Consider the following 13,679-nt stretch of genomic DNA (forward strand, 5'->3'; position numbering starts at 1 on the left):
TGACAGCTGTTCGTTTCATGGCTACGGCCCGATCCGTAGAGGGGTGTGAGGGGAATCACTCAGCATGCGCCGCTCGCGGAACGACTTCAAGCCCCCCACCTCGGGCCCCGGAGCCGCCCTCAGCGAGACCCCGCTGTCGTCGGGGTGACCGTCGTGCCGCCGCACTGAGGAGCCCGACTACGATGCGGCGGTGAGTGGCACCCTCGTCGCGAAGGACCTGGCCGGCGGCCACGGGCACCGCGTCCTCTTCGAACACCTGGACCTGACGGTCGCGCCCGGCGACGTGGTCGGGGTGGTCGGCGCCAACGGCGCCGGCAAGTCCACGCTGCTGCGGCTGCTGGCCGGCGCGGACACCCCGATGGCGGGCACTGTCAGCACGGCGCCGTCGGATGCGTTCGTGGGCTGGCTGCCCCAGGAGCACGAGCGGGTCCCCGGCGAGACCGTCGCCGGCTACCTGGCCCGTCGTACCGGTGCGGCGGCGGCGACCGCCGCCATGGAGGCGACCGCGGCGGCACTGGAGTCCGACGACCCCGGGGCCGGGGACGCGTACGCCGTGGCCCTGGACCACTGGCTGGCCAGCGGCGCGCCCGACCTGGACGACCGGATCCCGGCGACCCTCGGCGAGCTCGGCCTCGACGTCGGCCCGGACGCGCTGATGACGACGCTGTCCGGTGGCCAGGCGGCCCGGGTGGCGCTGGCGGCGCTGCTGCTCAGCCGCTTCGACGTGGTGCTGCTCGACGAGCCGACCAACGACCTGGACCTCGCCGGGCTGGAGCGGCTGGAGTCGTTCGTCCGCGGCCTGCGCGCGGGCGTCGTACTCGTCTCGCACGACCGCGAGTTCCTGGCGCGGTGCGTGACCCGGATCGTGGAGCTGGACCTGGCCCAGCACCAGGTGTCGGTCTACGACGGCGGGTACGACGCGTTCCTGGAGGAGCGCGCGGTCGCGCGCCGGCACGCCCGCGAGGCCTACGAGGAGTTCGCGGACAAGAAGTCGGACCTGGTCTCCCGGGCCCGCACCCAGCGGGAGTGGAGCTCCCAGGGGGTCCGCAACGCGATGAAGAAGACGCCGGACAACGACAAGATCCGCCGCAAGGCGCAGGCCGAGTCCTCGGAGAAGCAGGCCCAGAAGGTGCGCCAGATGGAGTCCCGGATCGCGCGCCTGGAGGAGGTCGAGGAGCCGCGCAAGGAGTGGACGCTGCAGTTCGACATCGCCGCCGCCCCGCGCTCCTCCAGCGTCGTGGCCACCCTGGACGCCGCCACCGCTCGCCGCGGCGACTTCGTGCTGGGCCCGGTCTCCGCGCAGGTCAACGCCGGCGACCGGATCGGCATCACCGGACCCAACGGCGCCGGCAAGACCACGCTGCTGCGGCTCCTGCTGGGCCGGGATACGCCGGACTCCGGCCGCGCCTCGCTCGGCGCCAGCATCGCGATCGGCGAGATCGACCAGGCCCGCACCGGACTGGCCGAGGACCTCCCCCTCGGCGACGCGTTCGAGGCCGCCGTACCGGCGATGACCGCGGCCGAGGTCCGCACCCTGCTGGCGAAGTTCGGCCTCAAGGCCGACCAGGTCGGCAGCCTCGTCGCCCGCCTCTCCCCCGGCGAGCGCACCCGCGCCGCGATGGCGTTGCTCCAGGCCCGCGGCGTGAACCTGCTGGTCCTCGACGAGCCCACCAACCACCTGGACCTGCCCGCGATCGAGCAGCTCGAGCAGGCCCTGGAGAAGTACGACGGCGCCCTGCTCCTCGTCTCCCACGACCGGCGGCTGCTGGAGAACGTGCGCCTCGACCAGCGGTGGGAGGTCAGCGGCGGGCAGGTATCCGTCCGCTGAGTGCCCGGCCAAGGCCTACCGCGCGCCCGGGAAGCCCTGCTGGCGCCATGCCTCGTAGGTCACCACGGCCGCGGAGTTCGACAGGTTCAGCGACCGGCGGCCGGCCACCATCGGGATCCGGAGCCGCTCGGTCACCCGGGGCTGGCCCAACACCTCGTCCGGCAGCCCAGTCGGCTCCGGCCCGAAGAGCAGCACGTCGCCCGGCTCGAACGCGATGTCGGTGTACCAGCGGCTCGCGTGGGCGGTGAAGGCGAACACCCGCGAGGAGGCCAGGTCCGCGCTGGTCAGCGCCGTCTCCAGGTCCGGGTGCACCACCACCGACGCGAGGTCGTGGTAGTCGAGCCCGGCGCGCTTCAGCTTCGGCTCGGCCAGGTCGAAGCCGAGCGGCTCGATCAGGTGCAGCGTGGCCCCCGTCCCGGCCACCATCCGGATCGCGTTCCCGGTGTTGGGCGGGATCCTGGGCTCGAGGAACATCACGTGGAACACGCGCCACTATCTCAGGTCCGCCGAAGTGCTGAGCCAACGGGCGATCCACGCTCACCGCTGAGCGCGAGCGAGACCGAACCAGACCTGTGAACGTCAGCACTTCGGTCGGCCTCACGACTGCCGAGCGCTGCTCGCTACAGGGCGCCGAGCACCTCGGGGTCCTCGCAGGCCCGGGCGAACGCCGCGATCCGGGCCCGGATCTCCCGGCCCAGCAGCCATCGGCCGATCGGATCGGCGAGTGGACCCAGCCAGGACGGCCGGGCCGACCAGGTGTACTTCCACACCGCGCGGGTCCCGGCCACCCCGTCTCGGTCCTCAGGCGTGAAGCGCCAGCCGCCGCCGAAGGCCGCGAAGAACCACGGACCCTTCTCCATCGTCATGCCGACCGAGGTCGGCGGGCGGTAGGAGACGTACCGGCTGATCATCGTCGGCCCGACCCGCGCCTTGGTCAGGGTGCGGACCCCCGTGCCCGGCCGGTCGGCGTCGATCAGGTGCTGGTGCCGGATGAACGGGTCCCACTCCAGCCGGACCTCGCCGGTCGTCTGGGAGACCGCGAACGCCGTGGCAGGGTCGGCCGCCACCCACGCCTGTGCTGTGACCTGGGGCATGCGCGGCAGCATGTCACGGAGCGAGGGTCTCCTCCCCCGCCTCGCCGGGTCAGTTCCGCGCTGGGCGGATGACGCCGCACGCCGCCCGCGCCCCCGCGTCGCCGGTGGCGAGGGTGGCCGCGTCGGGTCCGGGGACGCCGCCGGCGGTGTACCGGTCGGGGATGTTCGCGAAGTTGTCGCGTCCCGCGTGCACCATCACCGCGGACCCGTCGGTGTCACGCAGATCGGCCAGCCTGAACCGGTCGGTGACGAAGCTCGAGAACGCGTGGCCGTCCTCGGTCACCAGCAGCGACGGCAGGTCACCGGCGTGGTCGCCGTGGTTCGGGAGCCCCCCGGTGTAGTGCCCGCCGGCGGTGGTGAACGGCCCGTCCGGCGCGTCGGCGTCGCACACCCCGATCGCGTGGACGTGGAACCCGTGGAACCCGGGCGCCAGGCCGCGCACGACCCCGCGGACCTCGACCTGGCCGCGGGTCTGCCGCAACGTGACCGTGCCGACCTTGCCGCCGTCGACGCCGCGGAGCGTCACCTTCATGACCTGGTGGCTGCCGTGCCGATGGTCCCCGCCCCGGCCGCCGCTGCTGGCGTTCGCGGCGAACGCGCCAGCGACCAGGACCAGCGCCGCGATTCCCGCGATCGCGAGCCTGAGTGTGCTTGTTCGTCCCATCTGTCGTCACCTCATCCGTGAACCCTGCATGGTCGACGCAGCCCCCGGACGCGGTGCGGCTCCGGACCCACGACCCCTCGACGGGGCTCGGGCCCTTCGACGCCCGGCGGCCAGCCAGGCGCTCCTCTCACCCACGACCGTGCGTCCGCCTCGCTGGGCTGTCAAGGGTTCGGGGACAGCAGGCTGCGCTCCGACTTCCGCGGTGAAGGCACTGACGCGCCCCGAACGGTGCTCGACTTAGCAGCGTCGGTGGAAGGCGATCTTCCCGCCGGGCAGGGTCCGGGTCTCGTACGCCGGGTCGTGGGCGCGGGCGTGGTGGCGGGGGCAGAGCAGCCGGCCGTTGGCCAGGCTGGTGTCGCCGCCGAGGTGCCAGGGGATGACGTGGTGGCCGTGACACAGGCCCGGGGGCCAGTCGCATCCTTCGGCCGTGCAGCCCCCGTCTCGTAGGGCCATCGCGATCCGCTGGGCCTTGGTGAACAGCCGCCGGGTCCGGCCCACGTCGAGGGGCTGACCGGCGCCGTCGAGGACGGCCGGGACGATCCCGGCCTGACACGCGAGCCTGCGGGCCTCGCTGGCGGAGATGGTCTCGCCGGTGCCCAGGTGCGCGGCCCGGAGTCCGCCGACCAGGGACTCCAGCTCCATCGTGACCACGATCGTCGCCGCCACCCCACCTGCCTCGGGGAGCCGGTCTGCGGGATAGCGCTCGAGGTACTCGCAGAACGCCTGACCCATCCGCTCCGGCCCCGGCCGCCGCTCGGCGGCTCCGGCACCGTGAACGGCGTGCTGGTGCTTCGGCGCGGCGATCGCCAACAAAGCAGTGCGCAGCATCGCTGCATGGTGGGTCGGGATCGTGAACCGGCCGTGAGTCTTGCCGTGCCCGTCATCCGCCATCGTCAACCGGGCCGCGGCACGGGCCGCGGCCTCCTCCCGCTCCAGCCGCGCGGCCTCGACCGCGTCGGCGTGCTCAGGGGCGATGACCTCGATCAGCCGCTTGCCCAGCCGGCGCAACGCGATGGCGTCGTGGTGACGGGCCTGGCCCAGGAGGAACTCCTCGGCCCGCAGCCGGGTGTCCTCGTCGACGTACTCCGCAGGAAGGTCGTCGACCGCGTCCACGACCACCTGCGCCTGGTCCACGTGAACCCGGCCGGCGGCCAGCGCCTCCCGGACGGGGTCGTGCCGCGGCGTGTCCAACGCTCGGGCCAGCCGCATCAACCGGTGGCTCTCCGGGCGGGTCAGCCGCGCCTCATGAGCCCACCAGTTCGCCGTACTCGTCGCCCCGACCGCCGCACCCACCTCGACCGTGTGGGCGTGGGCCGCGACCCGGAGCCGCAGCTCCTGCAACCGGGCGATCTCGGACGTCAGCTCCAGCAGCGCGACACCCGCCTCGGCCGCGTCCAGCGACCACACCGGAGCCTCGGCCACCCCGTCCAGCGCCTCGTGCACGCACGCCACCGCCCGGGCCACCGGGTCCCCGGATCGAGGTGCGAACGCTGCCGTCATTTGACCCACTACACCACCGACCACCGACAGTTCATATCGCTGTTCCCGCAGGTCAGAGGTCCTGTGGACAACCGTGCGAAGTCATGCGGCAGCGGTGAGCTGGCACCCATTTCCCGCACCGAAACGGTGGCAGGCTCACCGCTGACCACGGGCGACGCCCGGCCGGAGCCCTCACGCCATGCCCGGGCGAGAACGTGGCCGGCCCCAGGTGATCGAACGGTTCACGCCTCCGGCGGCGTAGCGCGCGCGTAGGCCTCCCACGACGACAGGATCGGGCCGGACACATCCCAGTCCTTCGCAGCCTCGAAGTAGTCGGGGTGGTGCTTCTCGGTGTACGCCCGGATCTTCGGCGGTACGTCGTCGAGCCCGCGGATCGTCTTGCGGCTGTGCAGCCGGCCTGTCAGCACGCCGCCCTCCAGGCCCGAGCCGCCCATCCGCATCCACGGCCAGAACGGCGAGACGCGGGAGAACCCGGCGCGGAAGTGCGCCGAGGCGAGGTCGCGGTCCTCGAGCTCACGCTTGGACGTGTAGATGACGAAGTGCTCCGAGGGGTTGATCGTCGCGCCGGTCGAGGACCTCGGCCAGCCCGACGGGGTGACCGGGTTGGGGTACTCGTGGGCGTAGTCCCACTCGAGCAGCACCTCGTCGCCGTACACAGCCCAGGGCAGGAGGAACGGCAGCGACCCGTCGGAGGCGGCCTCGACGTTCTCGTTCATGGCGACGCCGTGCTCCTCGGCGTCCCCGACGTACAGCTTCGGCATCTCGAGGGTGAGCTCGCCGCCGATCCGGTCGTTGAGGAACGGGAAGACCTCGACCGTCTCGCCGGTGAACGGGTTGTCCCAGGTCTCGATGACCTCGCCGGTGCGCAGGTCGTAGAAGAAGCCGGTCTCCTTGCCACGCATCTGGAGGCGCTCGGTGGCGCCTTCGCCGACGAACCGGACCTTCGTGATGCCGGTGCCGGCGTACCCGAACAGCGGCTGCAGCCGAGAGGTCCCGATCGAGGCGTACATCGCGCCGTGGAACGTCGAGATCAGCGGGTCCTCGCCGAAGGTCCCCCAGGTCTTGCCGAACGCGTAGAGGTTGTCGCGCGGGGACGCGGCGAGGTCGAGCGGGACGGAGCTGGTCACGGCGGACTCCTTCGCAGGCAGCGGGCCGGACGCTAGCAGCGCGGGGCGCGGCCGGGGCGGGGATCCACGAACCCGATCCGCTGCGGCTCATGGCCCGATTCGGGTGAACCCACCGCCGCGCCCTCGTTCCAGGCTGGTGTCGGCGGGCGGAGCCCGCTGGACCGGAAAGCTGGACCGGAGAGGGAGCACGGATGCCGGACTTCGCGGACCGCACGGACTTCGACAACGCCGAGCGCGGGCTGATCGCCCGCCTCGACCCCGGCGTGATCCGGGCCGCGGACGGCCGGGTGGTGTTCGACATCGACGAGTTCAGCAGCGGCCTCGCCGGGGACTGCCCGGACACGGTGAACCCGAGCCTGTGGCGGCAGGGCCAGCTGACCGCGATCCAGGGACTGTTCGAGGTCACCTCCGGCATCTACCAGGTCCGGGGCGCCGACCTCTCGAACATCACCTTCGTCGAGAGTGACAACGGCGTGATCGTGATCGACCCGCTCATCTCCGCAGAGACCGCGGCCGCAGCACTCGCGCTGTACCGCGCCCACCGCGGCGAGCGCGAGGTGGCGGCCGTCATCTACACCCACGCCCACATCGATCACTTCGGCGGTGTCCTCGGCGTCGTCACGCCGGACACGTCCGTCCCGATCCTGGCGCCCGAGCACTTCCTCGAGCACGCCGTGTCGGAGAACGTGTACGCCGGCACCGCGATGCTGCGCCGCGGCATGTACTACAGCGGAGCCGGCCTGCCGCTCTCGCCGACCGGGCGGGTCGGCATGGGTCTCGGGCCCGCTGCGTCGGCGGGATCGGTGGGGCTGCTCGCGCCGACCGTCGACATCGTCGCGACCGGGCAGGAGGCGATCCTCGACGGCGTCCGGATCGTCTTCCAGCTCACCCCCGGCACCGAAGCACCCGCCGAGATGAACTTCCACCTCCCCGACCGGCGGGCCCTGTGCCTGGCCGAGAACGTCACCCACAACCTCCACAACCTGGTGACGCTGCGCGGCGCCCAGGTCCGCGACCCCCGGATCTGGTCGCGCTACATCGCCGAGGCGGCCGAGCTGTTCGGCGCCCAGTCCGAGGTCGCGTTCGCCTCGCACCACTGGCCGACCTGGGGCCGCGAGGAGATCGCGACGCTCCTCACCCAGCAGCGCGACCTCTACTGCTACCTGCACGACCAGACCCTGCGGCTGATGAACCAGGGCTACACCGGGACCGAGATCGCCGAGATGATCGAGCTGCCGCCCTCGCTCGACGACGCGTGGCACACGCACGGCTACTACGGCTCGGTCAGCCACAACGTGAAGGCGATCTACCAGCGCTACCTCGGCTGGTACGACGCCAACCCCGCCCACCTGTGGCAGCACCCGCCCGAGGCGCAGGCCGAGCGGTACGTCGCCATGCTCGGCGGGGTCGCGCAGACCCTGGCGAGGGCCCGTCGGTACGCCGAGGACGGGGACCTGAGATTCGCCGCCGAGCTCGCCGGCCACGCGGTCTTCGCCGCCCCGGACGACGCTGAGGCCCGCGAGACCCTCGCCTCCGTGCTGACGCGGCTCGGGTACGGCGCCGAGAACGCGACCTGGCGCAACTGCTACCTCGTCGGAGCCAGCGAGCTGACCGGCCAGGTCCCCGACACCCCCGTCTCGGCCTCGGGGATGGCCGCGGCGATGACCCCGACCCAGCTCTTCGACGCCGTCGCGATCCGCATCGACGGCCCCCGCGCCGCCGGGACCACCGCGTCGGTCCTGTGGCACCTCACCGACGCGGGAGCCACGTACCGGATGGAGCTCAGCAACGGAGCCCTCGTCCACTACCCCACGGCCCGCACGGCACCCGCCGACCTCACCGTCACCCTGACCCACGCCCAGCTGCTGGGCCTGGTCGCAGGGGCCGGCACCGACGGCGTCCAGCTCGACGGCGACCACGCGGTCCTGTCCACGATCCTCGGTCTCGTCGACGAGCCCGACCCGGCCTTCCCCATCGTCACACCCTGACCGTCCCCTGTCGGGCGAGACAGGCGTACGCCGACAGGGGGTGTTCTACGGGCGATCCCCGCCGTCACGACCCGCGGTGCCGCCACCGCCGTCCCACAGCCCTCCTGCGCCGTAGGACGTGGATGTGCTGCCGTCGCGCGGTGAGACCAGGGAGTCCAGGAGCGCGGCCGCGACGCCGATCACGATCAGACCGCCCACCAGGACCAGCGCCGCGCTCGACCGGCTGCCCGTTGCCACCGCCGTGACGATGCAGACACCGAGGGCGAGGACCGAGACTCCCCAGAAGAGGATCCAGGACAAGCGAGGCCAGGCGACGCTGCCACGGGAGCCTCGAAGGCCGATCATGGACCGAGTGTGCCCCAGGCTCAGGTCGGTGTCACGGGTCCGGGAGATGCGCTGTTCACAGCACCCGGCTTGCCCGCCTCGGCGTACGACCGCACGATCGAGACGTTGAGCGGGAAGTCGATGGCGAGGTCGCGGAAGAGCAGGCCGGCCGCGGTCGCGGCCGCCTCGGTGGCCTGGACGGCGACCGCGTCGGCGAGCGCGGCCGGGGTGTGGACGACGACCTCGTCGTGGAGGAAGAGGACCAGGTGCGGCCGCGCGACGAGGGGGCCGGCGCCGCCGAGCCGCCAGAGCCGGTTGCGCAGGTCGGCGATCCAGCACAGGGCCCACTCGGCCCCGGTCCCCTGCACGACGAAGTTGCGGGTGAAGCGCCCGTAGGCCCGCCGGAACCGCGCCTGGCTGCCTGGATCGATCGGCGGGTCGTCGGGGTCGCGGTCCCACACCTCCCCCAGGCCCGGTGACCCCCGCCCGAGCAGCGTGCGCACCACCTGACCCCGCTCCCCGGCCCGGGCGGCGTCCTCGACGAGACCGAACGCGTCGGGGTAGCGCCGGGTGAGCCCCGCGACCATCCGGCCGCTCTCGCCGCTCGTGGCGCCGTACATCGCGCCGAGCAGGCCGAGCTTGGCGTGGTTGCGGCTGGCGACCGCGCCGTCGTCGACCATCCCCTGGTAGAGGTCGGCGCCACGCGCCGACCTGGCCAGCGCCCGGTCGCCGCTCATCCCGGCCAGCACGCGCGGCTCGAGCTGCGCGACGTCGGCCACCACGAACCGCCAGCCGTCATCGGCCACCGCCGCCGGCCGCACCTGCACCGGGATCGACAGCGCACCCCCGCCGTTGGAGGACCACCGGCCGGTGGCCGAGCCGGCCGGCTGGTACGACGGCCGGAACCGGCCCTCGCGCACCCACTGGTCGATCCACGCCCAGCCGTTGGTCGAGAACAGCTGCGCGAGCTGCTTGTAGCGCAGCAGCGGAACGATGCCGGGGTGCTCGAGCGCACGGAGCGAGGACGCGCGGGTGTCGCTGACCTCCAGCCCGGCCCGGCGCAGCGCCGCCAGCAGCTCGGGCCGCGAGTCGGGGTTCAGGCCGGGAGCGTCGAACGCGCGGCGGACCTCCGCGACGAGGTCGTCGAGCCCGCGCGGGCGGGCGCCCCGGGGCGGCCGCGGGCCGAGCAGGTCGGCGAGCAGCCGCTCGTGCAGGTCGACCCGCCACGGCACCCCGGCGTACGTCATCTCGGCCGCGACGAGGGCACCCGCCGACTCGGCGGCGAGCAGCAGCCCCAGCCGGGCCGCCTCGGCGGACGCCGCCACCGCCGCCAGCTGGCGGACGTCCTCGAGGTCGGCGCGCAGGTACTCGGTCGCGTCGTCGACCGCGAACAGCGCGGGGTCGGACGGCGTACTCGGCCCGAGGCGTTCCCAGCCCGACGACTGCTCCCCCGCCAGCAGTCGCCCGTCGACGGCGGGCGCCCGCCGCAGCAGGTGGTGCCCGAGCCGCAGGTCGTGGCAGCGCTCGACCCGAACCCCGGCCGCCAGGAGCGGGGGGTACCACCGCGCGGTGTCGTCCCACACCCAGCGCGGCGCGTCGGCCTCGCGAGCACGCACGTACGCCGCCAGCTCATCCACCGCGAGCTCACTGACCCGGTCGCCGTCGACGACCCGCACCCGGTCGCCCGGAAGACGGGAGAGCGAGACCCGGGTCATCCGCACACAGTGACACCCGGGGCGCCGGGGTCCGAATTCCTCCTTGACGCATGCCCATATCGACATACGATCGTGGGCATGGCCCGAGCAGCGACCACCTCCGACGTCTTCAACGCGATCGCCGAGCCGCAGCGCCGGCAGATCCTGGTGCTGCTGCGGACGGGCGAGCGGCCGGTGACCGACCTGGCCCGGGAGCTGGGGATGACCCAGCCGGGGGCGTCCAAGCACCTGCGGGTGCTCCGGGAGGTGGGGCTGGTGCGGGACCGCAAGGCCGGCAAGCAGCGCCTCTACGACCTGGACGCCCGCGGGCTGCGACCGGTCCATGAGTGGACCGGTGGGTTCGAGCGGTTCTGGAACGAGAGCTTCGAGCGGCTGGACGCCTACGTGCAGGACCTCAAACAGGCAAGGCAGGAGGAATGAGCGATGGCAGAGACCAGACACAAGACGGGGGCGACGGCCGACCGCGAGATCGCGATCTCCCGGGTCGTCAGTGCCCCGCGGGAGCTGGTGTTCGAGGCCTTCACCGAGGTCCGGCACCTCTCGCAGTGGTGGGGACCCGACGGGTTCAGCACCACCACGCGGGCGTTCGAGTTCCGCGTCGGCGGGGCGTGGGACTTCGTGATGCATGGGCCGGACGGGACGGACTACCAGGAGTGGATCTCCTGGACCGAGATCACCCCGCCGGAGCGGATCGCGCTGCTCCACGGCGAGTCCCGCGACGACCCGAACGCCTTCGAGTCGGTGCTGACGTTCCAGCCCGACGGTGAGGGGACCCGGATCGGGATGCGCACGGTGTTCCCCACCAAGGAGCTGCGCGACGAGGCGGTCGAGAAGTACCACGCGGTCGAGGGTGGCCAGCAGACCCTCGGCAACCTGGCCGCCTACCTCACCGAGATCCCCCGGTCCGGAGCTGAGGACTGATGGCCGGAAAGGTGTTCTTCAGCGTGTCGATGTCGCTGGACGGTTTCATCGCGCCCGAGTCCCCCGAGGAGCTGATGGGGCGACAGTGGGTGGAGCTGCAGCGGTGGGTATTCCCCCAGCGGTTCTTCCGGGAGCGCCTGAAGCTCGGTTCGGGCGGCGAGGAGGGGCGCGACAACGACATCGTGCGGGAGACGTTCGAGCGCACCGGCGCGAGCGTGATGGGCAAGCGCATGTTCGACGCCGGCGAGCAGGCGTGGCCGGCGGAGGCGCCGTTCCGCACGCCGGTCTTCGTCGTGACGCACGAGAAGCGGGACCCCTGGGAGCGGCCCGGCGGCACGACCTTCCACTTCGTCAACGACGGCATCGAGCCCGCGCTCGAGCGGGCCCGCGAGGCCGCCGGCGACGGTGACGTCCGCATCGCCGGCGGCGGCACGACGATCCTGGAACACCTGAACGCCGGCCTGGTCGACGAGTTCTCGATCGCGCTCGCACCCGTGCTGTTCGGCTCCGGGATCCGCCTGTTCGAGGGCGTGGACGCGGCCCGCGTGGCCCTGGAGCAGGTCCGCGCGGAGCCGACGCAGCGGGTCACCCACCTGACCTACGCGGTCCGGGAGCGGTAGCCCAACGACCATGCCCGGCCGCGGCTTTCACCGACCGGCTCGCGCCGTGCCAGGGTCCTCCCATGACCTACGACCTCGCCGTCTGGGAGGGACCTCGACCGGAGTCCGACGAGTCGGCCGCGATCTGCTTCGCCCAGCGGCTGGACCGCCCCGAGTCCGACCCCCACGCCACCGCGGAGCCGACGCCCGCCATCCGCGCCTATGTCGACGCCCTCCTGGCGCGCTGGCCCGACATCACCGAGGACGCGGGCGAGGACTCCCCCTGGGCGGACGGCCCGCTCATCGGCAACGCCTCCGGAAGCTCGATCCACTTCTCGCTGGTCTGGAGCGCCGCCGACGAGGCCTCCGAGTTCGCCGCCCGGCTGGCACACGACCACGGTCTGGTCTGCTACGACCCCCAGCGCGAGGCACTGCGTCCGCCACCCGCCCGAGCCAGCACCCGCCCGACGCGGCGCTCCTGGTTCCGGCGGAACCCCTAGCGAGCGTTCTGCCACGGCCGATGCCCGGTTGAGTACGCCGGCTCACGCTGCGAGGCCCGTTCGCGGACAGGTTGGTCGCATGAGATCCCTGAGCTGGTTGTCAGTCCTCGTCGCCGTCGCCGGGCTGTGCGTCGGGTGCGCCGACCCGAGCCTGGACCCGGAGGCCGACCAGCTCCGCGCCGAGGTGGCGGGCCTGCCCGGAGTCACGTCGGCGCGGCTCGACTACACCGAGCCGGTGACCCTGGACTCCGGCAAGCTGGCGCTGAGCGTCGAGATGAGCGGGACCGCCACCCCCGACCAGGTGGTCGCGGTGACCGAGACGGCGTACCGCGCCTTCGCCTCGACCCACCACCGCGAGGAAGCGGACCTCGCGATCCGCGCCGGGCACGCCGCTGTCGCACTCCGGGCCTTCGAGCCCGACGCCTCCGTGGGCGCCGTCAGCGAGGCCGTGCGCACCGGGCTCCTGGCCGCTCCCGACGGCGCGTCGATCACGATCGACCTGACCACCGACGACGTTCCGGAGGGTGACCACGTGGCGGGCACCTACCTCGTGGGACTCCCCGTGGGGTCGACCTTCGCGGAGGTGCCGCCGCTCCTCGGATCGCTCGCCGCACATCAGCCCGACAGGCAGATCGGCTGGGGCGGCGCGGCCGCCGACGGCTCCGCCCTGAGCTACGACAGCGGCCTCCCTCCGGCGCAGCTCATCGCCCGGTGGGAGCGGATGCAGCGACCCGAGGCCCCCCTCGCGGTCCGCGCCTTCGAGGACGGCGCGCTCCTGGTCGAGGCACGCGTGCGGAGGCGGTACGACGTCGAGGACCCGGCGGACCGCCGGGCGCTCGACCAGATCACCCGTCCCCAGCTGCGCGCTCTGGGCGACGGCGAGTGGGCCTACACCCTCCTGGGGCACCGCGGCACCTATCTGGCCGAGATCGACCGCTACGTCTGCATGACGTCCTCGGAGGGTCCCTACGACGACGAGCTCGAGGCCTGGGTCACCAGGCGGTTCGGTCCCTGCGAGGCGGACTGAGCGTCGGGCAGGGCTCACCCTCACCGCGTGCGCTGCGCGGGGTCGGCCCGCAGCCGGGCGGCCAGCGCCTCGGGATCCGCCGCCAAGGCGTAGTCGACGTGGACGGCCTTCGCACGGACCGGGTCGCCGGGACCGGCCACCAACGTCACCCGGCCGTCCCGCAGGTGCGAGTCGGGGAACGCGACGACCGCCAGGGCCCGCCCGTCCTCGCGCAGCACCCAGGTCGACCCGCCGTGGACCGAGGCGAGATAGGAACCGCGGGCGAGCCACCGCGCGACCCGTTCGACGGTGACCGGGCCGCCCAGGTCGAGGTCGCGTGCGTGTGGGGCGAGGACGTCGTCGCCCATCGCCACGCTGTCGCGCGTCACCTGCAGGTCCATGGCCCGACGTTC

Annotated in this window: 15 protein-coding genes; 7 read left to right on the plus strand and 8 right to left on the minus strand. The window is 72.9% G+C overall.

Going from position 1 to position 13,679, the window contains the following annotated elements:
* The first annotated feature begins 190 nt into the window (after window positions 1-190).
* Window positions 191-1,828 carry an ABC-F family ATP-binding cassette domain-containing protein gene (locus EBO35_RS13910; RefSeq protein ID WP_122818235.1) on the plus strand — a complete coding sequence of 546 codons (1,638 nt, stop codon included), beginning with the start codon at window positions 191-193 and terminating at the stop codon, window positions 1,826-1,828.
* A 15-nt stretch (window positions 1,829-1,843) separates the two neighbouring features.
* Here EBO35_RS13910 and EBO35_RS13915 read toward each other — a convergent pair whose 3' ends face one another.
* The 5 genes from EBO35_RS13915 to EBO35_RS13935 form a co-directional block, all read right to left on the minus strand.
* Window positions 1,844-2,314 (minus strand): tRNA (cytidine(34)-2'-O)-methyltransferase, encoded by a 471-nt coding sequence (locus tag EBO35_RS13915; RefSeq protein WP_122818236.1) that lies wholly within the window; start codon window positions 2,312-2,314, stop codon window positions 1,844-1,846.
* Window positions 2,315-2,448: 134 nt separating this feature from the next.
* Window positions 2,449-2,922: an SRPBCC family protein gene (locus tag EBO35_RS13920; protein ID WP_122819785.1), complete on the minus strand. Its 474-nt coding sequence runs from the start codon at window positions 2,920-2,922 to the stop codon at window positions 2,449-2,451.
* A gap of 49 nt (window positions 2,923-2,971) precedes the next feature.
* The gene (locus tag EBO35_RS13925; protein WP_122818237.1) at window positions 2,972-3,586 is read right to left on the minus strand and encodes a superoxide dismutase family protein; all 615 of its coding nucleotides are present in this window, start codon (window positions 3,584-3,586) and stop codon (window positions 2,972-2,974) included.
* A gap of 237 nt (window positions 3,587-3,823) precedes the next feature.
* Entirely contained in the window at window positions 3,824-5,086 is a 1,263-nt protein-coding gene (locus tag EBO35_RS13930; protein ID WP_122818238.1) for an HNH endonuclease signature motif containing protein, read from the minus strand.
* Window positions 5,087-5,307: 221 nt separating this feature from the next.
* Window positions 5,308-6,213, minus strand: a complete 906-nt coding sequence (locus EBO35_RS13935; protein WP_122818239.1) for a DUF1838 family protein — start codon at window positions 6,211-6,213, stop codon at window positions 5,308-5,310.
* A gap of 191 nt (window positions 6,214-6,404) precedes the next feature.
* Between EBO35_RS13935 and EBO35_RS13940 the strand changes: the two genes are divergently transcribed.
* A complete protein-coding gene (locus tag EBO35_RS13940; RefSeq protein WP_122818240.1) occupies window positions 6,405-8,201 on the plus strand; it encodes an alkyl/aryl-sulfatase in 1,797 nt (598 codons plus the stop codon).
* A 45-nt stretch (window positions 8,202-8,246) separates the two neighbouring features.
* Here EBO35_RS13940 and EBO35_RS13945 read toward each other — a convergent pair whose 3' ends face one another.
* The gene (locus EBO35_RS13945; RefSeq protein ID WP_122818241.1) at window positions 8,247-8,501 is read right to left on the minus strand and encodes a hypothetical protein; all 255 of its coding nucleotides are present in this window, start codon (window positions 8,499-8,501) and stop codon (window positions 8,247-8,249) included.
* A gap of 65 nt (window positions 8,502-8,566) precedes the next feature.
* The gene (locus EBO35_RS13950) at window positions 8,567-10,240 is read right to left on the minus strand and encodes a bifunctional 3'-5' exonuclease/DNA polymerase (RefSeq protein ID WP_122819787.1); all 1,674 of its coding nucleotides are present in this window, start codon (window positions 10,238-10,240) and stop codon (window positions 8,567-8,569) included.
* Between the two features lie 78 nt (window positions 10,241-10,318).
* On the opposite strand from EBO35_RS13950, the gene EBO35_RS13955 reads away from it, so the two are divergent.
* The 5 genes from EBO35_RS13955 (at window position 10,319) to EBO35_RS13975 (ending at window position 13,287) form a co-directional block, all read left to right on the plus strand.
* Window positions 10,319-10,660, plus strand: a complete 342-nt coding sequence (locus EBO35_RS13955) for an ArsR/SmtB family transcription factor (RefSeq protein WP_122818242.1) — start codon at window positions 10,319-10,321, stop codon at window positions 10,658-10,660.
* 3 nt (window positions 10,661-10,663) lie between these two features.
* Window positions 10,664-11,161 carry an SRPBCC family protein gene (locus EBO35_RS13960; RefSeq protein ID WP_122818243.1) on the plus strand — a complete coding sequence of 166 codons (498 nt, stop codon included), beginning with the start codon at window positions 10,664-10,666 and terminating at the stop codon, window positions 11,159-11,161.
* Entirely contained in the window at window positions 11,161-11,781 is a 621-nt protein-coding gene (locus EBO35_RS13965; RefSeq protein ID WP_122818244.1) for a dihydrofolate reductase family protein, read from the plus strand. Before EBO35_RS13960 ends, EBO35_RS13965 begins: the two co-directional genes overlap by 1 nt.
* Window positions 11,782-11,843: 62 nt before the next feature.
* On the plus strand, window positions 11,844-12,260 hold the full coding sequence (locus EBO35_RS13970; protein WP_122818245.1) for a hypothetical protein: 417 nt from the start codon (window positions 11,844-11,846) through the stop codon (window positions 12,258-12,260).
* A 79-nt stretch (window positions 12,261-12,339) separates the two neighbouring features.
* A complete protein-coding gene (locus tag EBO35_RS13975; protein ID WP_122818246.1) occupies window positions 12,340-13,287 on the plus strand; it encodes a hypothetical protein in 948 nt (315 codons plus the stop codon).
* A gap of 20 nt (window positions 13,288-13,307) precedes the next feature.
* On the opposite strand, the gene EBO35_RS13980 is transcribed toward EBO35_RS13975, so the two are convergent.
* Window positions 13,308-13,667: a hypothetical protein gene (locus tag EBO35_RS13980; protein ID WP_122818247.1), complete on the minus strand. Its 360-nt coding sequence runs from the start codon at window positions 13,665-13,667 to the stop codon at window positions 13,308-13,310.
* Window positions 13,668-13,679 lie beyond the last annotated feature (12 nt).

It is taken from the genome of Nocardioides pantholopis, from assembly GCF_003710085.1.
In the GTDB taxonomy this organism is placed as follows: domain Bacteria; phylum Actinomycetota; class Actinomycetes; order Propionibacteriales; family Nocardioidaceae; genus Nocardioides; species Nocardioides pantholopis.